We start from the raw sequence: 24,903 nt of genomic DNA, 5'->3' as shown, positions 1-24,903 counted from the left end.
GGAAAGTGAGCAGGAAAATTCCCGCCCACTTTATTTCACTTAGCTTTAAATATTTTATTCATTAACCAATCAGGCTAAATACGATGGCTGACATGGCAATCAGACCCATAATCACTACGAACACATTGCTGATATGGCCGCTGTATTTTCTCATCGCAGGAACTTTACGAATCGCATACATCGGCATCAGGAATAACAGCATCGCAATAATCGGACCACCCAGCGTTTCGATCATACCCAGAATACTTGGATTCAGGGTTGCCACTAACCAGGTAGTTAATAACATGAAGATGCCGGTATAACGGTTCAGCGTTGGCAGGGCAATAGTTTTCCCTTTACCACGCAATGACTTAATTACCATGCCGTTGAAACCTTCACGCGCACCCAGATAATGGCCGAGGAAAGATTTAGTAATCGCAATAAAGGCAATAAATGGCGCGATATATTCAATGACCGGGTTAGAGAAGTGGTTGGCTAAATAAGACAGAATAGACACGTTCTGCGATTTAGCTTCCATCAGGTCTGCCGGAGACAGGCTCAGTACGCAGCTGAAGACGAAGAACATCACGGTGATAACCATCATGATGTGGCTAAATGCCAGAATACGTGAACATTTTTTCTCAGCGTCTTCGCCATACTCTTTGCGTTTTGCAACTGCGAAAGAGGAGATAATCGGCGAGTGGTTGAAGGAGAACACCATCACCGGAATGACCAGCCATAGTGTCATCAGCATACCGTGACCCACGCCATTGCCGGACATGGAGACGTTTTCAAACACTGACGTATTCCAGTTAGGAATAAGGTACAGCGCCAGCGCCATCAGCACCGCAACAAACGGGAAGACCAGAATACTCATCGCTTTCACGATCATATCCTGACCGAAATGCACCAGCGTCATTAAGCCCAAAATGAGGATCAGAGACAGCAACGCACGCGGTGGCGCATTCATATGCATCTGGTGAGTAATAAAACTCTCAACCGTATTGGTGATCGCCACGCTGTAAACCAGCAGAATAGGATAAATAGCGAAGAAATAAAGCAGAGTAATCAATTTACCGGCTGAAATACCGAAATGCTCTTCCACGACTTCCGTAATATCTTCACCGGCATTCTTTCCTGATAATACAAACCGGGTTAATCCGCGGTGAGCGAAGAATGTCATTGGGAAGGCGAGGATCGCCATAATGATTAAAGGAATGAGACCGCCAATACCGGCATTAATAGGAAGAAAGAGAACACCTGCACCAATTGCTGTTCCATATAAACCTAACATCCACATAGTGTCAGTTTTACGCCAGGAACTTACCGATTTTTTAGACAGCGTCCCGATTGTTGTATTATCCATGATTCCTCAGCACCTAATTATAAAAATAATTCCGTTTCCCCAGGAATGGTTGATGTTTTTTTACTGCACCCGTCATCAAAAAAACCACCCTGACGGATAAAACATACCATTAATGCGGGCATGATACCTATCAGCAGCATAAAAATCTGGATAACCGCGTAGCTTTGAGATCATGGTCACGAATATCTTTAAAACGCGGACTGATATTCCTTTAAATTCCAAACCATTAACATTTTCTCTAATTTAAATTCATCAAATAGTGATTACGGTAACATCTATTTTTTGTGATATTTTGTTATGCCCGTGACTATTATTTAAATAACGATTGAAATACCAGCAACATGTATTATTTATAGTCTGACTCCCTGAACTAAATCGTTCATAAATTGACCACTAAAATCTCCCTCGATAAAACGGAATACGTTAATATTCCTTCTGAATTTCCTCTGTTTTCTGACTTGTGTAAAAAATACGCCACAACACGACCGCAGTTACAGAAGGAAAATTTTTCCACTTACGCTTTCGGAACTATTGCCGATAAAGTTATTCTTACGCTGCGGAAATCATTTCAACCGGAAGAAACACAGAGCGACTCAATGGGAAAAGCCCGATCACCTTTTTGCCCGCCAGCAGGGATATCACTACGCCGTTTTATTAAGGCTGCGTATGGCATTGTCCTGCTGCTGATGCTGATGGTCGCTCCGCTGACATCGGGTGTTGCACAAGACAGCGATCCGCAGGCGGATGCGGCTGTCGCGCAGACCGTCAATGGCATCCTGAGCTATTCGCGCTGGCCAGGCGCAACGCCCACTTCCGTCTTAACGCTTTGCATCACCCCGCCCGTGAAATACGCCGCGCAACTCACCCCTGATGGCAGCGCATTCACCGGCCGGCCACTCAAAGTCATGACGCTTCCGTTCGACAGCCCGCTGCTCACATCTGAGTGCGACGCTATTTATTCCGGCAACATGACAACGGAACAGCAGGCAGATTTACATCAGCGCCTGGAAGGCCATGCAATTCTCACTATCGGTGAACAGGATGATGCCTGTGCATTACTGAATGCATTTTGTCTGGTGATGACGCCACTTCATACCGGATTCAAATTGAATCTGGACACGCTGTCCCGCAGCGGCGTGCGGGTAAATCCCGCCGTATTACAACTTGCCAGGGAAAAGGAGTGACCATGAAAAACAAAATTCCTGTTCCTGAGGTTGAACAGTCAGGCCAGCGTCCGACGCTGAGCGCTGCACTGAACCGAATTCATGTGATTGTGATTTTAACGGCGATCGGTCTCGCCGGTTTCCTGCTGACGTTGCTGGCGTTAATCGCCCTGCGCTCTCACGCGGAAAGCAATCTGCAACTGACCGCGCGCGCCATCGGTTACACCACGGAAGCGGCACTGGTCTTTAATGACCCTTCGGCGGCGCATGACTCGCTGGAATTTATCGCCAGACGTGGCGATTTCACGCAGGCTAAAATTCTGACTCCGGCGGGCGCGACATTCACCGAGTGGCAACGCCCGATCCACAGCAACTGGGACAAACTGGGTCAGTTCGTCGGCCATGTGGCATTTCCGGACCCTGTGACCGTACCGGTGGTGCATTCCGGCTCGGTCATCGGCACCATCTGGCTTGAGGGTAACGGCAGCAGTCTGATTGGCTTCCTGGCGGAAACTATCCTGAGCCTGCTCGGTTGTCTGGTGCTGACCGCGCTGGTCGCGCTGTATTTTTCCCGCCGGATGCAAAAAGGCATCGTCGATGCTCTCGGCCACATTACCCATGTCACCCATGAAGTCAGTGCTAACCGGTCATTTAGTCTGCGCGTTCCTTCCGCGCCAATAGTCGAGCTGCATACACTGAGCCAGGACTTCAACAGCCTGCTGACCGAGCTGGAAGCCTGGGAAAACCATATGAGGAACGAGAACGTTTCGCTGACAAAAAAAGCGTTGCACGACGGCCTGACCGGTCTGCATAATCGCGCGTTTTTCATTGATACCCTTAATCAGTGTTTCAATCCGGTGCGCGCACCGCTATCGCTGGCGTTGCTGTTCATCGATGTTGATAATTTTAAGGAAATCAATGATTCACTCGGGCACGCCGCCGGCGACCGGGTGCTGATGGTGATTGGCGAAAGACTGGCAAAAACTCTGCGTAAGGGGGATGTGCTGGCCCGTCTGGGCGGCGATGAATTTGCCATTCTGCTTGAACCGATGATCTCTACCGCGGAAGCGGTGGCGTTCGCCGAGCGGATTGTCGAGATCATGAAAACGCCGGTCATTTTGCTCAACAACAAAACGCTGGATGTGTCACTCAGCATCGGCATTGCGCTTTCACCTTCACAGGCAAACAGTGCGAAAGAAATTCTCGAAAAGGCCGATGAGGCCATGTATCGCTCTAAAAGAATATCCGGCAGTTGCTGGCATGTGTCTTCAGGCATGCCGCTTCCTGTCGCGATGAAACACTAAAAGGAATTAATGACTATGAAGACCTGCAATACGTTCAAATCCTGGTATCAGTTCGCCGCAATAGGGCTGTGCATTGTGCTGCTGGCCGCCTGTCAGAGTAAACCTGCGGGATTAACACCGGAACAAATCGCCGTGCTGCAAAAGAACGGTTTCTCGCAAACCGATGCGGGCTGGGAACTGGGACTGGATGCCAAAGTTCTGTTTGGCAATAATCAGGATAAGCTTTCCGCCGAAAGTAAGCAGTCAGTGGAAAAACTGGCGGGCGAACTTCTGCACGTCGGCCTGAACAAGGTCAATCTCGACGGCCATACCGATAACTACGGTGATCCGGCTTACAACAACGATCTGTCGCTGCGCCGCGCTGACACCGTCGCCGCCGCCTTTGCCGATGCCGGAATGCCGCGCGCCAATATCCATACCCGTGGACTGGGCCAGAGCAAACCTGTCGCCAGTAATAAAACCCAGGCCGGACGCGCTCAGAACCGCCGCGTGTCTGTGATTATTGTGGTTTAACCGACAACAATCCCACCAGATGCAGCGCCGCCTTGCAGTTATCCGTTCTGCGCCAGGCGAGCGCGATCTGCGTTGTTAATGTCTGCCCTGCCAGGGGCAGACACCTCACATTGGCTTCATCAATCTTACTCAGCGACGCCGGTATCAGCGCGTAACCAAATCCTGTCGCCACCATACTCAGCGCCGAGGTAATCTGCGGACACTGCTGCCCGTAGCGCGGCGAAAATCCAGCCTCTTCACACGCATGCGTGACGGCATCATAAAGCCCCGGCGATAAATCTCGCGGGAAGGTGATCAGCGTATCGTGGCGCAGCGCCGACAGCCGGACTTCCTTTCCCTGACTGAGCGGATGGGTTTTGGGCAGCGCCACCATCATTTCCTCGATATCCAGCACCTTAAAACTGAACTCTTTGCTGCGCTCGCATGGCAGACGGATAAACGCCGCATCCAGCGCGCCCTCGCTCATAGCCGTCATCAGCCCCGCCATATCCTTTTCCAGCGGTTCGAGAACCATGCCAGGATATTTATCCCGAAAGCGATGCAGCAACGCAAAAACCTGCGGGTTAAACGCTGTCGACGTGGCAAAGCCGAGTCGCAGCGTACCGTTCATACCACGCGCAACGGCGCGGGTGCGCTCAAGGGCGGCATCGGTCAGTTTGATGATGGTTTGTGCGTCGTCGTACAGCACTTTTCCGGCTTCGGTCAGCTCGACGCCACGGGTCAGGCGTTTGAGTAAAGGGGTACCGATTTCATGTTCGAGCCGCTGGATTTGCTGGCTCAGCGGAGGCTGGGAGATCCCAAGCTGTTCGGCAGCACGGGTGAAGTGTCCCGTCTCTGCTACCGCGACAAAATAGCGCAGGTGACGAAGTTCCATATCAAAAACGTCTCAAAGTGAACACCTCCTCATATTGGAACTCAGGGCGGAATGGGGTCAACCTTTTAGTTAGCAAAGTTAATTATTCGACGGAGACCCCTGCATGAAAAACCATTCCGAATCCTGCTCCTGCGTGGCGGACATTGCCCGCACCGCAACAGCGTTTAAACATCAGCATCCTGACCGCGTTTTGTATCAGTCGTCGCTGATGAGCGCCCTGCTGAGCGGTGTGTATGAAGGTGACACCACCATGGCAGACCTGCTGGAACACGGCGATTTTGGTCTCGGTACCTTCAACCATCTCGACGGCGAACTGATCGCGTTCAACAGCAACATCTTCCAGTTACGCGGCGACGGCAGCGCCCGGCGCGCCCTTCCTGAACAAAAAACACCGTTCGCCGTCATGACATTCTTTAACCCGACTGATGAATACGTGATTGACCACCCGCATACCCGCGAGCAAATCCATAAGGTGATCGACGACGTCGTCGCCAGCCAGAACACCTTCTGCGCCCTGCGCATTGATGGCGAGTTCAGCCGCGTCGAGACCCGTACCGTGCCGGAACAGCACCGCCCGTATAAACCGATGCTGGAAGCCATCGAAGCCCAGCCGACGTTTCATATCGAACACAGCCAGGGCGTGCTGATTGGATTTCTGACACCGGCCTATATGCAGGGCATTAACGTGGCGGGCTATCACGAGCATTTTATCAATCAGGAACGCAGCAGCGGCGGCCATGTGCTGGATTATCAGGTTGAGCGCGGCGTGCTGACCTTCGGCACGGTCGAAAAGCTATTGATCGACTTTCCGCAGGACAGCGATTTCCTGCACGCCAACTTATGCCCTGATGATTTAAATGATGCGATTCAGTCGGTTGAAAGTTAACAGACCGCAGAAAGAAGGATGAAAACCATGAAAAACTCAGACAGTAAAACCGACTGGAAATGCGGTGCGGATCTGGTCGTCGCGCAGCTTGAAGCACAGGGTGTCAAACACGTCTTCGGCATTCCCGGCGCAAAAATCGACCGCGTATTTGATTCGCTGGTCGATTCCCCCATCAAAACTATTCCGGTACGCCACGAAGCCAACGCCGCCTTTATGGCCGGTGCCGTTGGCCGCCTGACGGGTAAAGCGGGCGTCGCGCTGGTCACCTCCGGCCCCGGCTGCTCGAACCTGATCACCGGCGTCGCCACCGCGACATCGGAAGGCGATCCGCTGGTCGCACTCGGCGGTGCCGTTAAACGCGCCGACCACGTCAAACAGGTGCACCAGACCATGGACACCGTGGCGATGTTCCGCCCGGTCACCAAGTATTCCGCCGAAGTCACCTCGCCTTCTGCGCTGGCCGAAGTGCTGGCGAACGGTTTTCGCGCCGCCGAGTTCGGGCGTCCGGGTGCGGCATTTATCAGCCTGCCGATGGATATCGTCAACGAACCGGCCAGCGGTAAATTACTCACCTCGCAACCGCCGGTACTGGGCAGCGCGCCGCACGACGCGATATTGCAGGTCGCACAGTTACTGAAACAGGCAAAAAATCCGGTGCTGCTGCTCGGCCTGATGGCCAGCCAGCCACGTAACGCCGAAGCGATCCGACGTCTGTTGCACAAAAGCGATCTGCCGGTCACCAGCACCTATCAGGCGGCGGGGGTTATCGATCAGGCTTCCTTCCACCGCTTCGCCGGACGCGTCGGTCTGTTCAACAATCAGGCCGGTGACCGCCTGCTTCGCAATGCAGATCTGGTGATCACCATCGGTTACAGCCCGGTCGAGTATGAACCGGCGCAATGGAGTAACGGCACCGCCGAACTGGTACATATCGACGTGATGCCCGCCGAAACCGACAGCGACTATCTGCCGGACGTTGAGCTGGTGGGCGACATCGCCGACACATTGGATCTGCTGACCGGACAGATCCCGCAACGCATCGATCTGAGCGCCTCTGCTGTCGAGATCCTTGAGGATCGCCGCCAGCAACGTGAACTGCTGGCCCAGAAAGGCCGAAGCCTGAACCAGTTTGCGATCCACCCGCTGCGTCTGGTGCGCGCGATGCAGGACATCGTCAACAGCGACGTCACCCTGTGCGTCGATATGGGCAGTTTCCACATCTGGATCGCCCGCTACCTTTACAGCTTCCGCGCCCGTCAGGTGCTGATTTCCAACGGTCAGCAAACCATGGGCGTCGCGCTGCCATGGGCCATCGGTGCTGCGCTGGTCGATCCCGGTCGCAAAGTGGTTTCCGTATCCGGCGATGGCGGCTTTATGCAATCAAGCATGGAACTGGAAACCGCCGTCCGTCTGGGCGTCAACCTGCTGCACATCATCTGGGTCGATGAGGCCTACAACATGGTGGCAATCCAGGAAGAGAAAAAATACCAGCGCACCTCCGGCATCCAGTTCGGCCCGATTGATTTCAAAGCCTACGCCGACGCCTTCGGCGCCAAAGGTTTCGCCGTCACCTCCGCCGAAACGCTGGAAAGCACCCTCCGCGCCGCCATGGACGTACAAGGCCCCGCCGTGGTCGCCGTCCCGGTGGATTACAGTGATAACGCGTTACTGATGGGGCAGCTGGAGATGGGAAGGATTTTTTAGGGGGATTTCAGGAAACTGTCGAGGAGGAAAACTCGATACGGTCGGAAGATGCATCATGAATCCAGGCATCAAACCCGGATAGCATGAAATTGATCATATGCAGAGGGAGGCTCCTGAGGCTGCATTCCCAAAATATGGCGACCCTGTAGTTTTCAGCTAATAGCTGGCTGATGCATTCTTTGTCTCTTTGCTTTGAATGCATGATCTTGTTTAGCCAAAATTCCGGACGTGTAGCGGGAAGCCGGAAATACTTACAGTTTTCGTGACCATGCCAGAAACAACCATGCACGAAGATGACAACACCATATTCAGGTAAAACCAGGTCTGGTGTTCCCGGCAGTTCTTTGACGTTCAGAAGAGGCGAATAGCCCCGCTTCCGGAGAAGATGCAGTAACATCCTCTCCGGTTTAGTGCCGCGATTCTTAATCGCGGCCATGTTTTTGCTGCGGGTGGCTTTGTTGTGGACGTCTGTCATACGATGGGGGGTTTTAGGTAGATAAACTCAATAATAGCCGATTAAAATGCGCTTACACTTGATGTTTTCTTGAGAAGGAATTTTGATTTTGATAAAGGATATTCATTCCTTACTGTAATAAATTCCATTAATAAAGAATTAATCAGTGATACAAAGATTACGAAAAAATCTCTAGTTTCAATAGAGTAATGTAGTCTGATTGACCCAAATCAAAGTTACTGACTTGTAAATAGAGGACATTTGATTCAAAAAAGAAATAATAACAATTGAAATTATTAACCTGATAACAGGTGCCTTTATAGTGAGGTACATGCTGCAGTTACTCTTTGACATAACGTATAAACTAGTTCATTTTTTAGTAATGATGAATCGATGAGTTTATACAATTTATGGCTATGGAATTATGCCTTCCTCCTAGCGCTTCAGCATTATCTGAATCACTGCGCGATCTGGGGTATTCACTAGAGACAGCTATTGCCGACATAGTTGATAATAGTATTTCAGCTAATTCTACCGAAGTTAGCATTTTTTGCTTTTTAAATTCAAAAGAGCCGCAATTAGCTATCATTGATAATGGTTGCGGTATGTCTTCCGAAGAATTAATCGGGGCCATGAAACATGGGTCACGCAATCCCAACGACTTGCGGGGAGAAAACGATCTTGGCAGGTTTGGTCTAGGGCTAAAGACCGCGTCATTCTCTCAATGCCGACAACTCACTGTATTAACAAAAAAAGATGATGCGGTGAGCGCAGCACAATGGGACTTAGATATAGTTGATGAGCGAGATGAATGGATTATTAGTATTCTTGATCAAGACGATATTTCAGATTTAGGCTTTGAAGATTCTCTAGGAAAAAATGGAACGGTTGTTATTTGGAGAAAATTGGATCGACTTTTTGAAACTCTTATTGGTGAAACTAGAGATTCACTAGTAAACGAAAAATTGGCTATTTTAGGAAAACACTTATCACTTGTTTTCCATAGATTTCTCACAAATGATGACACTATCAAAACTAAAATAAAGATAAAAATAAATGGTCATCAGATTACAGCCTTTGATCCTTTCTGCAGAAAAATAAAAGCAACTCAGATGATGCCGGAGGAAAAGGTAATTGTTGAAAATAACATCGTTACAATACAACCTTACATACTTCCCCATCATAGTAAACTTACTGCGGCTGAGTATGAGTTTTATCAAAACCGTAGTGACTTTATATCCAATCAAGGTGCATATATATACCGAAATGGGAGACTGATGGCTTGGGGAGATTGGTTTAGAATGATTGCTAAAGGGGAATCGACAAAACTAGCAAGGGTCCAAATTGATTTCAACAATAATTTAGATGAAGATTGGACTATTGATATAAAAAAATCTCGAGCCAGCCCACCAAAGCAGGTTAGAGAGAGAATGAGACAAATACTAAATAAAATAATAAACAGAAGTACAGATGTCCATCGCAGACGTGGTAAAAAACTATTTGATGAGTCCTCTTGCCCGCTATGGGAAAGATACGCCGAAGCAGATAATATACACTATGAAATTAATGCTCAACATCCATTAATATTATCTCTAATAGAAAACCCTAATAATAAAGTTAATCAAAAATTTATTCTCAATGCAATTTCTGCATCGCTTCCTTTAGAAATGATTTATTCAGATTTTTCGTTATCACCAAAAGAAATGCTAACACCTAAAATAGATGATAAAGAATTAACAAGCAGTTTGGATAGATTTAAAGAGTTATTAGTGATAAATGGGAATATAGATGCCGAGCAATATAAATCATTAGTACTTTCTACTGGTCTGTTTAATGGAAAAGAAGCAGCAATAGACGATTACATCAATAAGGAATTTTATGAGTGACATCAACTTTAATAGTTCTCAAAACAGTATTATTAACTCATTAATACAATTATTTGGCTCGGCGAAGGAAACTCCAAGTCATTTAGATATTGAAAATGCTGCGAAAATGATTGCCCCATTAGTTCAATATACAGGCCCTATAGAGCCAGTTGTAAACCAGGTAATGGTTGACATCGTTACTAGTATGGGGGTGGGTGTATCATTGGTAGACCCAGAAGCAAAACATGATGAAAAATGGGTCTATACAAATAATAAAATAAATTGGATTTACTCAGACTCCTATGAAAAATATCTTAGAGGGCAAGGATGGAATAATAATCTAATACAAAGCCTTTCCGATGTAAGCAAGAATATAGTCGGTTTATTACAAGATCCAACAAGTGACGGTACCTGGGACCGCAGAGGTCTGGTAATCGGAAATGTACAATCAGGCAAAACGGCAAACTATTTAAGCGTTGTTTCTCGTGCAGCTGATGCTGGTTATAAATTCATTATAGTAATTGCTGGCATTCATAATAATTTAAGAAAACAGACCCAAGAGCGTGTGGATGAAGGATTTGTTGGAAAATCAAGCGATCCGAATAATCGCTGTCTGATCGGTGTAGGTCATAATAAATACCCCCACCCTGCAACATTAACTAATATTTATCAAGACTTTAATAAATCAACTGCTGGACATAGTGGATGGGAGCTTAATGATTTCAGCAAACCAATTATTTTGGTTATAAAGAAGAATGTCTCAACTTTAAAATCACTATTTACTTGGTTGAAAGAAATGAATGTTAAAGGTGATGGCAAAATAGCTGATATCCCAATGCTCATGATCGATGATGAGGCGGACAATGCCTCAATTAACACCAATAAAGAAGATGTCGATCCCACACAAACTAATTTTATGATAAGGAAAATAGTTAGCTTGTTTGAGAAGTCTTGCTACGTAGGTTATACAGCCACACCCTTTGCAAATATATTCATTAATCCAGAGTCGTATGATCCTGAAGCGTATAATGAGTTATTCCCCAAAGATTTTATATATTGCTTAGATTCTCCTACAACATATTTTGGGCCAGAGAAGGTATTTATAGATGATGTTACTAGTGAAAAGATATTGCATAAAATACTTGATGCGGAGAAATACATCAGCTTATCTCACAAAAAAGATGACCAAATAACTGAGTTGCCACCATCTTTATATAAAGCTATAAACTCCTTTATTTTAGTACGACGAATCCGTAATTTAAGAGGACAAGAGAATAAACACTGCTCCATGATGATTAATGTATCAAGATTTATTGACATACAGAACAATGTTAAAAGTCTTATTAGTCAATATATTAAGTCATTAGAAGAATCAATATTAGCTAATTATAAAATGCCTAATGACTTATCTGAGAAAAACAAGCATATGGCCGATTTACACATGTTATTTAAGGAAGAATTTAATAACTGCGGATATGATTGGTCAGAAATAAAGGATAATTTATACGGTGTTTTCAAAACACTTAAATCAGTTGTTATAAATGGTAAATCTCAAGATAATCTTGATTATGCAGAATATAAAAATGAGGGGTTGTCGGTTATTGCAGTTGGAGGTCTTAGTCTTTCTCGAGGTTTGACAATTGAAGGGCTCTGCATAAGCTATATGTATAGAAATACTAAAATGTATGACACGTTAATGCAAATGGGGAGGTGGTTTGGGTACAGAACAGGTTATGAGGATTTGTGTCGTGTATATTTAAGCGATGATTCTATAGAGTGGTATGCCCATATAGCAACTGCTACAGAAGAATTACGATCCCAAGTTAAGCAGATGCGTAGAGATAGACTTAGTCCTAAGCAATTTGGATTGTATGTAAAAAAACACCCTGACCAACTTTTAATAACAGCAGTAAATAAAATGAGGCATGGTGAAGACTTAATCGTACAGCAAAATTATTGTGGAAGATTGATTGAGAGTGACATATTACCATTCTCATCTTCAATTAATGAGAAAAATATTAATCTCATATCTAACTATTGGAAACAAGGCTTTGGGAAAGGAGTAAATCAGATCGTAGATACCAAGAAAGGATGGTTTATTAAAGATGTAAATACAGAAAATATCGAAAACTTCCTCCAAGAATTTCAAGCTCATAGCAAGTTTGCTTTTAAAAAGTCTAATGCCCTTAAATATCTTAGAGAAATCTCTGATATTTGTAAAAAATCAGATGTTTTACTAATCTCGGTAAAAAATGGCAATGATGATAACTTGGAAAAATTTAGTTTAGGTGTACAAACTCGTAGATCTGCAAAATTAATTAAAGAAGAACATTACTGGCAGACAGCGAAAAGTAGAGTTGCGAGTAAGTCAGATGAAATGTTGGGGCTGACCCCAGAGCAGTTGGTACAAGCTGAAAAAAATTGTGGTAATAAGAACATTTCTGACTGGGATTATAGAAATGTTCGCTCAAAACCATTATTAATGGTTCATCTATTAGAGTTTTATGAAAATAAAGACAACAATGAAATAAAACATATCGTACCGGCATTTGGTATAAGTTTCCCAACAAATTTACTCACAAAATCCATTGAGATAAAAGTCAACAAAGTATGGTTAGAAAGTTTCATGGGAAGTGTATATGACACCCCCGATGAAGAGGAGGATTGGGATGAATAATTTATTCAATTGGGATGGCATTTCCATTCCTCAGTCCAATCTAAATGTTAGAAAACTAGCGGTCAAATGCAATCATGATCTATTTATTGGTAGAAATGAATATGGTAAAGAATTATTCATTATATGTCTTAAAGGAAACCAAGAGTTAATTTTCAAAAAACACAAAATTACAATTTCTGGTTTAGATATCGATCTTCGACAAGATAGTCATGAAAAACAAAATTTAGTGATAACTCTTGAAAATGATTCTGATGAAGACATCTTTACACTCCTTATTAACTCTATTATTTTTTCAATGACTGCAGCAGATTCATCAAAAACTATATATAAGGTTTTTGAAGCTATAAAAAGATGGAAATTATTTTTAGCAAGTAAAAGAATGCATGTTTTAACCCCATCGCAAATAAGGGGGCTGTATGCAGAATTGACATTTCTAATGACCTTGCTAAGTGAAGCAAGTGCTGAGGATCATCAAAGTATATTAGATGCCTGGAAGGGCCCCGAAAAGGTCCAACATGATTTTATTTTTAATAACATAGCTATTGAAATAAAATCCTTGAATGGGGATGAAAGAAGCACTGTAAAGATATCTTCCGAGGATCAACTTGAGAGTAAATTTAAAAAACTATCACTCAAAATTTATGCTCTTGGCGAAAGCGAGGATGTTGAAAACAGATCATCCTTGAACCAATTAGTTGAACATATTACTACCCATCTTGAGTCTCTTGAAGAAATAGACACCTTCTACTCTAAACTTTCTTTTGCGGGTTATTTACCATTGGAAGAATATAATAAACCACAATTTATAATTAAAAATGAAAAGACTTTCTCAATAATTGATGACTTTCCTAGACTGACGAAAAGTAATCTTCCTGTTGGCATCGTCAGAACAAGTTATGAAATTTTACTAACCGACATATCCCGTTTCGAAATACCGAATAAAATTACTTGGAGATCATGATGAATCAAACAACTGAAGAGTTTTTCCATGATTTTCGCCAAGATTTATTGGCTAGTTCAATGAATGGAGATGATTTCCAACTTTATAATTTCATGGAAAATATAAGTAAAGACCTTATAGACTGTGGTGTTATTGAGGAGTTTGAATTATGCCACTATCGTGGTAAGGCTGGTACCTTAGCTTTAAGGGTCGATGGTTTTGGATTTACTGAAGATGGAATTCTTAATTTATTTATTGCTGACTTTGATAGTAGAAATGAGCTAGCGAGCCTTACTAGAACTGAAATTGATTCCATGTTTAAGAAAGTAACACAGTTTGCAAAAATAAACCTTAAGGATAAGTTTTATGACGGCCTAGACGAAACAAGCCCTGAATATAGCTTATCCAGACAACTTTATGATCGTAGAGAAAATATAAGAAAGATTAATTATTTTATTTTCTCAGAAAGAGCTCTAAGTTCTCAGGTGAAAAACATAGAAGATATTGTTGAGAACGAAGTAATTAATTCATTCCACATATGGGATATAAGCCGTCTTCATAGACAAGCTTCTTCGCAAGGCCAAAAAGAATCTATAGAAATTGACCTTATGAGTCTTTTTGGAAACGGCCTCCCGTGCTTACCAGCTCACATGGGCGGTGATGCACTTGAGTCTTACTTAGTAGTCATTCCTGGAAAGGTACTGTCCTCAATTTATGAAAAATATGATGCACGTTTATTAGAACAAAATGTACGTTGTTTTTTACAAGCAAAAGGTTCAGTGAATAAGGGAATAAAATCGACTATTTTAAATGAACCTGATATGTTCTTTTCTTATAATAATGGAATTACTGCGACTGCAAAAAAAATAGATACACTTAGCACTAACCAGGGATTATTAATAACGACTATCAGTGACCTTCAGATTGTAAACGGTGGACAAACAACGGCGTCATTATTTCATACTCAACATAAGGAGAAGGCATCTCTCGATAAAGTGTTCGTTCAAATGAAACTATCGATTGTTGACCAAAGTAAAAGCGAAGAGTTTGTGCCTAAAATATCTGAGTATGCAAATACACAAAATCGCGTAAATGCAGCTGACTTTTTCTCTAATCATCCTTTCCATATCAGGATGCAAGAATTTTCGAGAAAATTATGGGCTCCGGCAAAACAAGGTGAACTAAGAGAAACTAAATGGTTTTATGAAAGGGCTCGTGGCCAATATGCTAATGAACTAACTAATATGAACAAGAGAGAGCAAACCGAATTTAAGTCTCGAAATCCTAAAAATCAAATGTTTACTAAAACTGATTTAGCAAAATATGAAAATGTATGGGATGAACATCCAAAATGGGTAAATTTAGGAGCTCAAAAAAACTTTACTCAATATGCATCACGTATTGCTCAAGAGTGGAAATCAAAATCTGATGTATTTAATGAATATTACTACAAAAGGGCCATCTCAAGAGCAATAACTTTCCAATGTACTGAAAAATTAGTTTCTTCTCAAAGTTGGTATAATGGTGGTTATAGAGCAAATATAGTTGCATATACCTTAGCATTATTATCTGAATGTTGTAAAATATTAGAAATGAATATCAATTATGAGAAAATATGGAAGGAACAAAGTCTTTCTAATGGCATGATAAATACATTGGAAATACTATCATCTCATGTTAACAAAATATTGCTTTCTCCTACTCAAGGAATATCTAATATTTCTGAATGGGCCAAAAAAGAAGCTTGTTGGGATGAAATTAAAAAAACTGCTTGCGATATTTCCCTTTTGATTTCTAAAGAGTTCAAAAATGAATTAGTTCTTGTTTCGGTTAGTGCTGCAGATGAAAAAGTTGCTAAAAAACAGCAAAGAATTGATGCCGGAATATATGCGCAGAAGGAAGTTATTAAGATTACAAATCAAGAATGGAAAGACATTGCTCAAAAGGGACTGACTGAAAAATTGCTAACTGAGAAAGAAATTGTTCTTTTACAATTAGCATTATCAATTCCTCACAAAATACCAAACGAAACGCAGTCAAAGTCACTTCTTGACATTGTTAAAAAAGTCAAATAATACCTTTGCGATTTGATAAGCCAAATAAGGTGGCACAGCATTTCCGACTTGATGAAATTGCTGTGTCCGATTCCCTTGGAAGAAATAGTTGTCCGGGAATGTTTGTAGCCTGGCAGCTTCTCTAACAGTAAGGCTTCTACATTGCCGGGCGTCATAATGAATAAAATAATGCCCATCTTTTGAAATATGGCTTGTTATTGTGGTTGATGGGTACTTTTTTAATTGAACCCGAAATCTGTCAGAGAACTTGCCACTTTCCCAGTTCTTATGCTCTGGTTTAAGTCCCTGAATATCAAATTCCTTATGTCCTTTGGGTGACCGGTTGTTTATTTTTGCAAAAACAGCTGCATAACCATACCTTCCTAAATCGCTATCCATGTGCCCGCGAGTTTCATGATTCAACCAGACCCGAAGACGATTATCAGAAAACCACTCTGTTATCAAATTTGAATTACATGAGTGACATCCTGATGAATAATCATCTTTTGGGAATCTCAAACTCCCAGTTATTCCATTTTCTATGATTTCATAAGCTGTGTTTTTAAGTTCACTAGATAGGCTTTTGTCTGTCGTTATTTTCGCAAGTGAGCATAGCTGATCTTTAATAATTTTTTTCCATCGTTCAGCAGAATCTTTGCCTTTACTTAATTTACTTCTCAATTGAGGTAATTCACTAATAGCATCTTCAACTGTGACATGGTCATTGATTAAAAGTGATCCCAGTGTACCTGGCATATCTTCTCTTATACCTACTAAAATTACTCTGTGTCTAGCTTGCGGAACAGAGTAATTTTCTGCACGTATTATGAATTTATTTGGATCGATACTTTTGGGATCATCTCCAGCCTTAAAAACCTGCTCACTAACTAAGGAGCATATTCTGTATTTAAAACCTTTCCCAACACGTTTTAATGCAGCATCAGGGTCAGTTAAGTCAGTAAGTATTTCATCAAAGACGCGCTTACCATTTACTTTTGAAGAGAGTATTCCTTTAACATTTTCCATTACGAAAATGGAAGGGCAATACTGTTGAATTATCCTAAGATACTCTTTATATAAGAAATGGCGGTTGTCATCTTCGGCTTTATACTCACTATTCCCTTTATTTCTAGCTCTCCCAACTAAAGAATAAGCCTGACATGGGGGACCTCCAATTAATACCCACGGTTCAGACGTATCTATCTTTGACTCAATTATTTCATCAAGTTCAGTATTTCCCTCAATTGAACCTAAAGTTATTTGCCTAGCTTCTGCATCAGCCTTTGTCCATTGATCCAATGTGTCATTTGTATAAGGCTTAGAAGCTATCCCATTACAAAAATCATAGTAGTCCTGCAAGCCTTCAGCATTTTCTCGTTTTAATATTCTGTAAAATGCTCGTAATAATAATGTCTTCCGTGCGTCAGCATCTTTTTCTGCTGAAACAACTATTTTAAACGCATGATTATCTTGATATGCAGAAAACCCCTCACCCAACCCACCTGGCCCTGCAAATAAATCGACAATGGGAATTGATTTTTCTTTCATTATGAAACCGATTTTAGCCTCTAAAGTTATCAGTAAAGATACCAGGATTATATAGTCTGCACCAGGAAATCTGTCAGTTAAGCAACGTATTTAGCAGAAATCATTCCGATTTCCAAGACATCTCGCAAAACTGCAAACTGCCTAAAAATTCCTCTTACTGTACAAATTCCCACGTATTAGACTCTCTTCGCTGCGGCAAAATCCGCAGTCAGAATTAGCGTTCTGTCATTTTCTGGTACCTACAACTCTATGAAAATAGAGCCAATGTGGTACGGTCTGCACTCACCCCAATTATGGTGGCTCAGACAGTGGCTTCTCACGAAGCACCGGATCCAGAAAACCGGTAACGCTAACGCTGTTTGAGCTACCACCCCGAGGTTAGCGTCTCCAGTGGTAGCAAACTCACTATTTTCTGGAGTACTCAAAATGCCTAACCTTTACGACAATACCCCGCTGGAACTGGAAGAGATCGTCGATCACTGTCGTGCGTTGTCTTATGCCATTGTGTCGCTGGATAATCCGCAGGCGAAAGACCTGCTGGGATATATTCTTTGTGAACGGCTGGAAGTGCTGTATCAGACGTTGGAAATGCCCTTTAGCGATGACGACGTGGTGGCTATAGAAGTGCCGGAAACACTGACGCACTAAGCGGATTCACAGACGTAAAAAAGCCAGCGCAACTGCGCTGGCCTGATGATCCACGAGGCGTGTGAATTAGAAATCGTAGAAGACGGTAACCCAGGTGGCGTCTGCTTCGTCGTCGGTGGTGTGCGCTAATGTGCGTTCCACGTAAACAGACAAGCCGTAACCGATGGTGGTACCCGCGCCCAGATAGACGTGGTTCGCGTGATATTCTTCGCCGCCTTTCAGTTGCAGGGAATCGGCTGCAACGTATGGCTGGATAGATTTCAGGAACGGTTTGTCGATATTAAAGGTATAACCAACGAACCCTTCCACGCCGTAACCGCTGCCAGCAAAATAATGTTCAACAGGATTTTCACGGGTGCTCGGCACGAAATCTTTGTAATAGCTGCCGGTGCCGACGATGTACCAGTTGTTTGGCTGCCAGGTTAATGCGGTACCAGACAACTGCTGGTGATAATCTTTTTCGTTATATTGGTTATCTTTCACCGTGGCGTCAGTCAGGCTATACGCCGCACTCCAGACTAAATCTTTGGTGAGTTTATAATCGAAGCCTAAACCGCCACCATTATTACGGCGATAGTGCTGATCCTCGCCCGCCTGAATTTCATCTTCAGGTAATAAGTAGTTGGCATATAACGTCACAGGACCAAAGTCGTTGGTATATTTAATGCTGTTTTTAGGCTTATTTGCACCATCGTAACTGCCGTTAATGCCAATACCGGTACCGCCCGCATGACCATCGTTATCCCAGACGTCGCTTTTAATCCCGACGACAGAATAATAAATACCGTACTGGTGGCCGTAGGTTAATGTCCCGTAGCGGTCATCTTTAAAGCCTGCATATAACTGACGCTGAGTATCACGCTGACCACCTTCCGGATAGTGATCATTCATGCCCAGCAGGTTCGCCATGTCCACACCCAGCTCGTAGTAGGCGATGACTGAGGTATCTTGTGTCAGTTTATAATCACCACGGAAGCGGAAACGGGTGCCACCATCGTGACCATTTTTATAATAGCCAGGCTCCGGACCGTTATTGAAAATCCACTCAGGACGGATGCTGCCGCCGACCTGCAAGCTTAATGGCGCCAGCAAAGCATTACTCTGAGGATTTTTATCTAAAACAGTAATTTCGGCCCGGGCGCTGGCAGATAATGCCGACAGCACGACGCCGCCAATTAAGATTGACGCTTTTAAATTGCTCATTATTACCCTGTCTTTATTATTTATGTGATGTGTGTGCGGTCTTGCGCCGCGTATAAATAATTAACATAGGTATGACGGGGGACAAAGTGAAAATTCAGAAAGTTCCTTATAAGAAAATTGTATATAGGGAGTAATTAGTAAACAATAATATTGTGATATGTAACTATAAGAAAATTTTTATGTTTTAGTGATTAAATACAGAACAACATGATAAAAATACGAGCAATTGTAAACTTGACGGAACAAAAAATTGAAATATTTAATAACAATTACATCCTAAAAATAGCATCAATAAGTAAATCATGCCAGCGTGATAATGACATTACGTGACAACCACTTAATATTATCACATTGAATTTGAGTTAATTCAAAATCGCCAGAATAATATCCGGAAAAGACTGTTATTAATTAACCAATTTCAATTTTTATCTCATGGATATCATTCTGGTGGTGAATATCCCCGATTCTCTGTGCGAATTTTGCGAGACATCTTCCAGTTCCGACAACAAACCACTGTAAATATAAACAGGTTATTTCTTTGCAGCATGAACAGGCATACAGTTCTCTGGCAGCGGCAATCACCCCGCCAGTAAAGGGGGCCTCGACTCACTGACAATGGAATGATCTTCATGACTAATACTGAAAACAGCACGGCCTTCACCGCAAACTCTGTCACCGTTTTTCGTTCACTGATTGAAGGGTTGGATCTCAGCCACTTCGGGGAAGCGCAGCTTTATGATCTCAGCGCGCTGGCATCGGAGTCCGCCGGCGGACTATGTCAGGGATTATTGTGTTTGAGTGAAGGACTGGAGAACTGCGAGATAATCCCACCGGAGGGGATTGCACAGGTCAGCGGCTACCTGAAAGCATCAGCGCATCTGATCCCTGTGCTCTTTGAATTATGCGAGCAGGCCAACAGCAGCCTGATGCGTATGAAAAAAATTACGGCTTATCCGATGAACTGACGTGCGCGGCGATCTCCCGCATGACATTTCGCGCTGTCTTGCTGATCCCACCGAGCTGGAAAAATCCATGAATGACACCCAGATAGCGCTGAGCAGTACATTCAACACCCTTCTCAGTCAGCCGGGAGTACAGCGCCTCGCCTTCGTCACATAACGGATCGTATTCCGCCGTGATGATGTGAACCGGCGGCAATCCGGCAAAGTCATCGCGCCACAAAGGACTGGCTTCAGGGTGCATGAAGTCAGTCTGCGGGAAGACGGACGGCCAGCAGCGATGAAGTCGTTAACCAGCTCAGCAAGTCGATCGGTACTAACGATCAGTTCTTACTTATTGATCTATCAAAACGATTATCTTTTGCCAGCCAGCTCTGGTTATCCTTGGCGTTCCTGAACGTGGATTAAAACTCTTATATTATTAGCGGCTCATTTTGAAGCCGGGATTTGTTACGCCGCGAAAATACCAAATGAAGAATAATGCGAATACGAGATGAAAATGAAAAGATGCACCCGATGCAATAAAAAAAGAAACTTCATCGAACGGTTATTTTCTCAGGATAAAGAGCTTTGCGAGGAATGCATTTACGATATTCAATCGGAAATCAGGGAAAGAAGAGAAATCCCGGTCAAAAGGCATGATGACGAATGACGCTCATTTCAGAAATTCAAACTGAACGGATTGATGTCAGCATCATCATTCCTGTCTATAACGCCGCAAAGACCATCGGTCACCTCATCAGCAAGATCCTTAGGGAAACCCGTGTCGTTATTGAACTCATTATCGTTAATGACGGTTCCACTGATGCTACCGGCAATCTTATCCGGGATGTCTGCGACAACCGGTTCATCCTCATTGAGCAGGAAAATCAGGGCGTCTATGCAGCACGCAATGCCGCTCTGGATATCCATCGCGGCGAATGGGTGATATTTCTTGATGCAGACGACGACGTTAAAGACGGATTCATTTATGAACGCTGGCAGGACGCGATAAACACTCAGGCCGATGTGATGATCTTCAATGCCTGGCGCACAGGGTCCTCTTCATCCAACACGGCTGTGCATGTCAAACAGCCCTACGGAAAAAACCTATCCGGGCATGACTGGATACGCCACTGCGTGACGCATCACGAATGGCCACACTATCTGTGGCTGCAGATCATCAGGTCATCTTATATCCGCCAGCATTCCCTCTCCTTTCAGTCCGGCAAAAGCCACAAAGATATTCTCTGGACCATTCACCTTGCAGCGGCCAATGGTCGATTCTGTTTATCCGACAGCAAAGATTACACTTATAAGGTAAATGCCGATTCCATCACGCATCGCAGCGATTATTTTGACGTCAGGGCACAAAGCTATATAGAGGTGATTGCGGAAATCATCCGGCTGGCCAGGCTGGAGCAGAACATAATAATCAGGGTGTTTTTGTACCGGCATGCGCTGGTGGAGGCGCGGCATTTTTTGGGGTTGTTTAGAAATAATGTGGGGGACAAGATCGGGGTGAAGTCATGCTTCAGGGAAAGCATTTCAGCCGGTGATTTATTTAGAGGTATTAACAGCCTGAGTGATGTATTTTTCTTTATTAAGCTGTCAGGCAAACTTTTATAAATGAGATCCTGAAAGAAGCGATAAAGTAGGTCAGACACGAAACAAGTAAACAGACCAGTCATACTGGTCTGTTTGTTTCCAATCAATGCATTTTTTTATCACCTACAAAGATATGATGTTTCGAACGCGCGCGCGGATGAATGAAGAAATGTCCTTCAGGCGCTGAATCTGTAGTGATAGGTTCAAGTGTTAAATTACATGCCTTACCACGCTTATCATGCAATGCATAGATAATGAACGGAATCGATACCACTACCAGGAAGCTGACGATCAGCAGACCCGCGTACAGGTGGTTCGCCTCCCCGCCCGGCAGACCAGAAGGCGGACAGAACGAGACCACAAAGGCAATCATTGAAATCAGTAAACCGACCATCGCAACGCTAAGTTTTACCGTTTTTCCACCAGGAATATTAAAGGTTCGCTTGTTTTTCGACTGCTTGCGCACCAGATTGATATATCCCAGGAAGAGCAGGAAATAGCTGCACAGATAAATAACAACGGTTAATGCCAGCGCAATCAGGAATGACATATTATTGCCGCCGCCTGTATTGGTCAGAACAATCAGAGCTACAGAAGTGATGATTAACTGGGAAATCACCAGAACGACGGGCACACCGTTCTTATTAATTTTGGCGAAACTCGCGGGCAATATGCCTTTTTGCGCCGTCACCAGCATTCCACGAGAAGGCCCGACAATCCAGGCAGCAATTTCAGCCAATACTCCCAACATCAACAACGCGGCAATAACACGGATAGCCCACTCAAAACCGCTGCCAAAGTGATTAATTAGCACGGTGAAAGTCTGCATTACACCTGCCGAAAGATTAATATCACTGTGAGGGATCACTGCAGCGATAGACAACCCGCCAATAGAACTCAGGAAGATGGCCGCAACCATTAACAACAGCATCGCGAGCGGATAGTCCCGACCCGGATTCTTCATTTCGTTGACATGGGTTGCAGAAGCTTCAACACCCATGTAACTCAGGATAAACGCCACGAATACCACTAAGGTACCCATCTGGGTAAAGTCCGGGAAGAAAGTCGACATGCTCATTTTGATAGCCACCGGCGCACCGGAATGCAAATAGCTAAGCGCCAAAACAACCAGAATTAATGCAGGCAGCAGGATACCTGCAAAAAAACCGATTTTTGCAATACGTGCCGTATTCCTGGTGCCGCCGAACTGCGTTAAAGCCAGCCCCCAGAGGATTACCAGCGCCGCTACCGTTTTTACTATCGGATCGTTGTTTAGCTCCGGCCATTTGAGGATGTAAGAGAGCGCACCCAGCACAAAATAGAGCATGGGGATAAACCCAATCGCGATTTGCAAATAACCGAACGAAATAGCCGCAAATCCCCATTTTTCACCGAGCGTTTTAGAAACCCAGGTGAAAACACCCCCCTCCTGCCACCCTTCCACCGTCGCCATTTCGGCCGCACAAAGACCGACGGGAATAAACCACAACAGGCCGCCTAACAGCAGAAAGAAAATAAGGGAAAAACCCGAGGTTGCAAACGTGGGGTATTCATAAACGGCCATCACCATCGACGCCGTTATAGCAAAAAAGCCCAACAACGATAATTGTTTAGGTGCGGCGCTTTTTATTGTGCTCGCCATAACTGATCTCCTGAAGGAAGCGCAGAGTCTTCTCAGTAAGTTTTAATCTGAAATTTAGGGGGGGGACTGTCGGGTCACCCCGGAACAAGAGAAGTCACGCGTTTATGCGTGATTAAAGCCGCCCGTGCGTGATGCGCTGGAAGGCTGGCTGAGCGGGTGACTCATGAAGTCATTCAGCGCACGTTTCATATCTTCAATGAGCAGGCAGCCGAGGTCGTAGCTCACACCGTGACGGACCAGAATGCGCTGAACCACCAAATCTTCTCGGTGGGACGGCATGGAGTAAGCCGGCACCTGCCAGCCACGCACGCGCAGCTTCTCAGCCAGATCGTAGAGCGTGTAACCGCCAAGGTAAGCACCCTCTTTCAGCGTCCAGGCCAGTGCAGGGATACCTTTTTGGCTGTCGCCATCGAAAATGATCTCAAACGGCCCAAGCTTGCCGATTTCTGCCGCCAGATGCTGGGCTGTGGCGTAACAGGCATTATGGATTTTTGCGTACCCTTCTCGTCCCAGACGCAAGAAGTTGTAGTACTGCGCAACGATCTGACCGCCAGGGCGTGAAAAGTTAAGCGCAAAGGTCGGCATGTTTCCGCCCAGATAATTAACGTTGAAAATTAGCTCTTCAGGCAGATCTGACGACTCGCGCCATATCACCCAGCCAGCGCCAAGCGGAGCCAGACCAAATTTATGTCCTGATGCGTTGATGGATTTAACTCGTGGTAAACGGAAATCCCACTCCAGTTCCGGGGCACAGAATGGCGCCAGAAAACCGCCGCTGGCGCCGTCAATATGCATGGGGATGTCCTGCCCGGTCTGCAGCTGAAGTTTATCAAGAGCATCGCTTACTGCTTTCACCGGCTCATACTGGCAGGTAAATGTCACGCCAAGCGTAGGGATCACACCGATAGTATTTTCATCCACACGCTTAAGTACCTCTTCCGGCGACATGATAAGACGATCGCCTTCCAATGGAATCTCACGCAGTTCAACGTCGAAATAGCGGGCAAATTTATGCCAGCAGATTTGAACCGGGCCACATATCAGATTTGGTTTGTCAGAAGGAAGCCCCTGCAGAGCGCGCTTCTTGCGCCACTGCCACTTCAGTGCCAACCCGCCAAGCATTGCCGCTTCTGAAGAACCAATGGTGGAACAACCCAGCGTGGTTGTCGGCATGGGGGAATTCCACAGGTCCGCCAGCATTCGCACGCAACGAGCTTCAATTTCAGCAGTTTGCGGATATTCATCTTTATCGATCATATTTTTATCGATGGACAAATCCATAAGTTCCCGGATTTCATCATCTACCCAGGTCTGACAAAAAGTCGCAAGGTTCTGACGTGAATTACCATCAAGTAATAATTCATCACGAATCGCATTAAATATATTGCGAGGCTCACACTCTGCTATTGGAAAAACTGAAGTGGGTAATGATGATGCTAACTCTGCTGACGCATAAACGTCATCTTTATTCGATTGTGTAACTTTCATATGCTCGCTCACTTTATAAACCATTAAAAGTTTTTTATTTAAAAATATA

19 protein-coding genes and 1 pseudogene are annotated in these 24,903 nt (G+C 44.4%); 12 read left to right on the top strand and 8 right to left on the bottom strand.

Annotated features, from left to right (window positions below):
* Positions 1 to 61: 61 nt before the first annotated feature.
* Positions 62 to 1,345 carry an HAAAP family serine/threonine permease gene (locus ACJY2G_RS01340; RefSeq protein WP_113876283.1) on the bottom strand — a complete coding sequence of 428 codons (1,284 nt, stop codon included), beginning with the start codon at positions 1,343 to 1,345 and terminating at the stop codon, positions 62 to 64.
* Positions 1,346 to 1,941: 596 nt separating this feature from the next.
* On the opposite strand from ACJY2G_RS01340, the gene ACJY2G_RS01335 reads away from it, so the two are divergent.
* The 3 genes from ACJY2G_RS01335 to ACJY2G_RS01325 are packed head-to-tail and all read left to right on the top strand — an operon-like array spanning position 1,942 to position 4,325.
* Positions 1,942 to 2,529 (top strand): YfiR family protein, encoded by a 588-nt coding sequence (locus tag ACJY2G_RS01335; RefSeq protein WP_430319936.1) that lies wholly within the window; start codon positions 1,942 to 1,944, stop codon positions 2,527 to 2,529.
* Positions 2,530 to 2,531: 2 nt separating this feature from the next.
* Positions 2,532 to 3,812, top strand: a complete 1,281-nt coding sequence (locus ACJY2G_RS01330; RefSeq protein WP_439291094.1) for a diguanylate cyclase domain-containing protein — start codon at positions 2,532 to 2,534, stop codon at positions 3,810 to 3,812.
* A gap of 15 nt (positions 3,813 to 3,827) precedes the next feature.
* Positions 3,828 to 4,325: an OmpA family protein gene (locus ACJY2G_RS01325; protein ID WP_439291092.1), complete on the top strand. Its 498-nt coding sequence runs from the start codon at positions 3,828 to 3,830 to the stop codon at positions 4,323 to 4,325.
* On the opposite strand, the gene ACJY2G_RS01320 is transcribed toward ACJY2G_RS01325, so the two are convergent.
* Complete coding sequence (locus ACJY2G_RS01320) at positions 4,312 to 5,199, bottom strand: LysR family transcriptional regulator (protein ID WP_112289474.1); 888 nt, start codon at positions 5,197 to 5,199, stop codon at positions 4,312 to 4,314. The two genes, ACJY2G_RS01325 and ACJY2G_RS01320, sit on opposite strands and share 14 nt — an antisense overlap.
* Positions 5,200 to 5,302: 103 nt before the next feature.
* Between ACJY2G_RS01320 and budA the strand changes: the two genes are divergently transcribed.
* A complete protein-coding gene (gene budA, locus ACJY2G_RS01315; protein WP_120161994.1) occupies positions 5,303 to 6,085 on the top strand; it encodes an acetolactate decarboxylase in 783 nt (260 codons plus the stop codon).
* A gap of 27 nt (positions 6,086 to 6,112) precedes the next feature.
* Complete coding sequence (gene alsS, locus ACJY2G_RS01310; RefSeq protein ID WP_439291090.1) at positions 6,113 to 7,789, top strand: acetolactate synthase AlsS; 1,677 nt, start codon at positions 6,113 to 6,115, stop codon at positions 7,787 to 7,789.
* Between the two features lie 7 nt (positions 7,790 to 7,796).
* Here the strand turns inward: alsS and ACJY2G_RS01305 are convergent, their stop codons facing one another.
* Positions 7,797 to 8,264 carry a very short patch repair endonuclease gene (locus tag ACJY2G_RS01305; RefSeq protein ID WP_439291088.1) on the bottom strand — a complete coding sequence of 156 codons (468 nt, stop codon included), beginning with the start codon at positions 8,262 to 8,264 and terminating at the stop codon, positions 7,797 to 7,799.
* A 389-nt stretch (positions 8,265 to 8,653) separates the two neighbouring features.
* Between ACJY2G_RS01305 and ACJY2G_RS01300 the strand changes: the two genes are divergently transcribed.
* The 4 genes from ACJY2G_RS01300 to ACJY2G_RS01285 are packed head-to-tail and all read left to right on the top strand — an operon-like array spanning position 8,654 to position 15,800.
* Complete coding sequence (locus ACJY2G_RS01300; protein ID WP_439291086.1) at positions 8,654 to 10,129, top strand: ATP-binding protein; 1,476 nt, start codon at positions 8,654 to 8,656, stop codon at positions 10,127 to 10,129.
* Positions 10,122 to 12,785: a Z1 domain-containing protein gene (locus ACJY2G_RS01295; RefSeq protein ID WP_439291084.1), complete on the top strand. Its 2,664-nt coding sequence runs from the start codon at positions 10,122 to 10,124 to the stop codon at positions 12,783 to 12,785. The genes ACJY2G_RS01300 and ACJY2G_RS01295 overlap by 8 nt, the downstream gene beginning before the upstream one ends.
* A complete protein-coding gene (locus ACJY2G_RS01290) occupies positions 12,778 to 13,746 on the top strand; it encodes a PD-(D/E)XK motif protein (protein WP_439291083.1) in 969 nt (322 codons plus the stop codon). Before ACJY2G_RS01295 ends, ACJY2G_RS01290 begins: the two co-directional genes overlap by 8 nt.
* Positions 13,743 to 15,800, top strand: coding sequence for an AIPR family protein (locus tag ACJY2G_RS01285; RefSeq protein WP_439291082.1), 2,058 nt, complete (start codon positions 13,743 to 13,745; stop codon positions 15,798 to 15,800). The genes ACJY2G_RS01290 and ACJY2G_RS01285 overlap by 4 nt, the downstream gene beginning before the upstream one ends.
* On the opposite strand, the gene ACJY2G_RS01280 is transcribed toward ACJY2G_RS01285, so the two are convergent.
* Positions 15,768 to 17,327: a DNA cytosine methyltransferase gene (locus tag ACJY2G_RS01280; protein WP_439291080.1), complete on the bottom strand. Its 1,560-nt coding sequence runs from the start codon at positions 17,325 to 17,327 to the stop codon at positions 15,768 to 15,770. The genes ACJY2G_RS01285 and ACJY2G_RS01280 overlap by 33 nt on opposite strands.
* 426 nt (positions 17,328 to 17,753) lie before the next feature.
* On the opposite strand from ACJY2G_RS01280, the gene ACJY2G_RS01275 reads away from it, so the two are divergent.
* Positions 17,754 to 17,975, top strand: coding sequence for a hypothetical protein (locus tag ACJY2G_RS01275; RefSeq protein WP_439291079.1), 222 nt, complete (start codon positions 17,754 to 17,756; stop codon positions 17,973 to 17,975).
* A gap of 66 nt (positions 17,976 to 18,041) precedes the next feature.
* Here the strand turns inward: ACJY2G_RS01275 and ACJY2G_RS01270 are convergent, their stop codons facing one another.
* Entirely contained in the window at positions 18,042 to 19,178 is a 1,137-nt protein-coding gene (locus tag ACJY2G_RS01270; protein WP_439291077.1) for a porin, read from the bottom strand.
* A gap of 629 nt (positions 19,179 to 19,807) precedes the next feature.
* Here ACJY2G_RS01270 and ACJY2G_RS01265 point away from each other — a divergent pair.
* Positions 19,808 to 20,143 carry a hypothetical protein gene (locus ACJY2G_RS01265; RefSeq protein WP_112289468.1) on the top strand — a complete coding sequence of 112 codons (336 nt, stop codon included), beginning with the start codon at positions 19,808 to 19,810 and terminating at the stop codon, positions 20,141 to 20,143.
* Here the strand turns inward: ACJY2G_RS01265 and ACJY2G_RS01260 are convergent.
* Positions 20,121 to 20,408, bottom strand: a pseudogene (locus ACJY2G_RS01260) (alpha/beta hydrolase fold domain-containing protein); the annotation flags it as partial. The gene ACJY2G_RS01265 and the pseudogene ACJY2G_RS01260 overlap by 23 nt on opposite strands.
* Before the next feature lie 377 nt (positions 20,409 to 20,785).
* On the opposite strand from ACJY2G_RS01260, the gene ACJY2G_RS01255 reads away from it, so the two are divergent.
* A complete protein-coding gene (locus tag ACJY2G_RS01255) occupies positions 20,786 to 21,745 on the top strand; it encodes a glycosyltransferase (protein ID WP_430319932.1) in 960 nt (319 codons plus the stop codon).
* A gap of 82 nt (positions 21,746 to 21,827) precedes the next feature.
* Here the strand turns inward: ACJY2G_RS01255 and gadC are convergent, their stop codons facing one another.
* Positions 21,828 to 23,366 (bottom strand): glutamate:gamma-aminobutyrate antiporter, encoded by a 1,539-nt coding sequence (gene gadC / locus ACJY2G_RS01250; RefSeq protein WP_113876275.1) that lies wholly within the window; start codon positions 23,364 to 23,366, stop codon positions 21,828 to 21,830.
* 102 nt (positions 23,367 to 23,468) lie between these two features.
* A complete protein-coding gene (locus ACJY2G_RS01245) occupies positions 23,469 to 24,854 on the bottom strand; it encodes a glutamate decarboxylase (protein ID WP_112289466.1) in 1,386 nt (461 codons plus the stop codon).
* Positions 24,855 to 24,903: the final 49 nt, after the last annotated feature.

The sequence above is a fragment of the Rahnella sp. ATs2 genome, assembly GCF_051851855.1.
In the GTDB taxonomy this organism is placed as follows: Bacteria; Pseudomonadota; Gammaproteobacteria; order Enterobacterales; family Enterobacteriaceae; genus Rahnella; species Rahnella variigena.
This window is presented reverse-complemented; position numbering and strand designations above follow the sequence as displayed.

Excerpts from the sequence above, each read along its gene's own strand:
- ACJY2G_RS01340 (WP_113876283.1), bottom strand. The coding sequence starts at position 1,345 with ATGGATAATACAACAATCGGGACGCTGTCTAAAAAATCGGTAAGTTCC.
- ACJY2G_RS01285 (WP_439291082.1), top strand. The coding sequence starts at position 13,743 with ATGATGAATCAAACAACTGAAGAGTTTTTCCATGATTTTCGCCAAGAT.
- ACJY2G_RS01280 (WP_439291080.1), bottom strand. The coding sequence starts at position 17,327 with ATGAAAGAAAAATCAATTCCCATTGTCGATTTATTTGCAGGGCCAGGT.
- budA (WP_120161994.1), top strand. The coding sequence starts at position 5,303 with ATGAAAAACCATTCCGAATCCTGCTCCTGCGTGGCGGACATTGCCCGC.
- ACJY2G_RS01295 (WP_439291084.1), top strand. The coding sequence starts at position 10,122 with ATGAGTGACATCAACTTTAATAGTTCTCAAAACAGTATTATTAACTCA.
- ACJY2G_RS01305 (WP_439291088.1), bottom strand. The coding sequence starts at position 8,264 with ATGACAGACGTCCACAACAAAGCCACCCGCAGCAAAAACATGGCCGCG.
- ACJY2G_RS01325 (WP_439291092.1), top strand. The coding sequence starts at position 3,828 with ATGAAGACCTGCAATACGTTCAAATCCTGGTATCAGTTCGCCGCAATA.
- ACJY2G_RS01300 (WP_439291086.1), top strand. The coding sequence starts at position 8,654 with ATGGCTATGGAATTATGCCTTCCTCCTAGCGCTTCAGCATTATCTGAA.
- ACJY2G_RS01270 (WP_439291077.1), bottom strand. The coding sequence starts at position 19,178 with ATGAGCAATTTAAAAGCGTCAATCTTAATTGGCGGCGTCGTGCTGTCG.
- ACJY2G_RS01330 (WP_439291094.1), top strand. The coding sequence starts at position 2,532 with ATGAAAAACAAAATTCCTGTTCCTGAGGTTGAACAGTCAGGCCAGCGT.
- ACJY2G_RS01265 (WP_112289468.1), top strand. The coding sequence starts at position 19,808 with ATGACTAATACTGAAAACAGCACGGCCTTCACCGCAAACTCTGTCACC.
- ACJY2G_RS01255 (WP_430319932.1), top strand. The coding sequence starts at position 20,786 with ATGACGCTCATTTCAGAAATTCAAACTGAACGGATTGATGTCAGCATC.
- alsS (WP_439291090.1), top strand. The coding sequence starts at position 6,113 with ATGAAAAACTCAGACAGTAAAACCGACTGGAAATGCGGTGCGGATCTG.
- ACJY2G_RS01245 (WP_112289466.1), bottom strand. The coding sequence starts at position 24,854 with ATGAAAGTTACACAATCGAATAAAGATGACGTTTATGCGTCAGCAGAG.
- gadC (WP_113876275.1), bottom strand. The coding sequence starts at position 23,366 with ATGGCGAGCACAATAAAAAGCGCCGCACCTAAACAATTATCGTTGTTG.
- ACJY2G_RS01335 (WP_430319936.1), top strand. The coding sequence starts at position 1,942 with ATGGGAAAAGCCCGATCACCTTTTTGCCCGCCAGCAGGGATATCACTA.
- ACJY2G_RS01290 (WP_439291083.1), top strand. The coding sequence starts at position 12,778 with ATGAATAATTTATTCAATTGGGATGGCATTTCCATTCCTCAGTCCAAT.
- ACJY2G_RS01320 (WP_112289474.1), bottom strand. The coding sequence starts at position 5,199 with ATGGAACTTCGTCACCTGCGCTATTTTGTCGCGGTAGCAGAGACGGGA.
- ACJY2G_RS01275 (WP_439291079.1), top strand. The coding sequence starts at position 17,754 with ATGCCTAACCTTTACGACAATACCCCGCTGGAACTGGAAGAGATCGTC.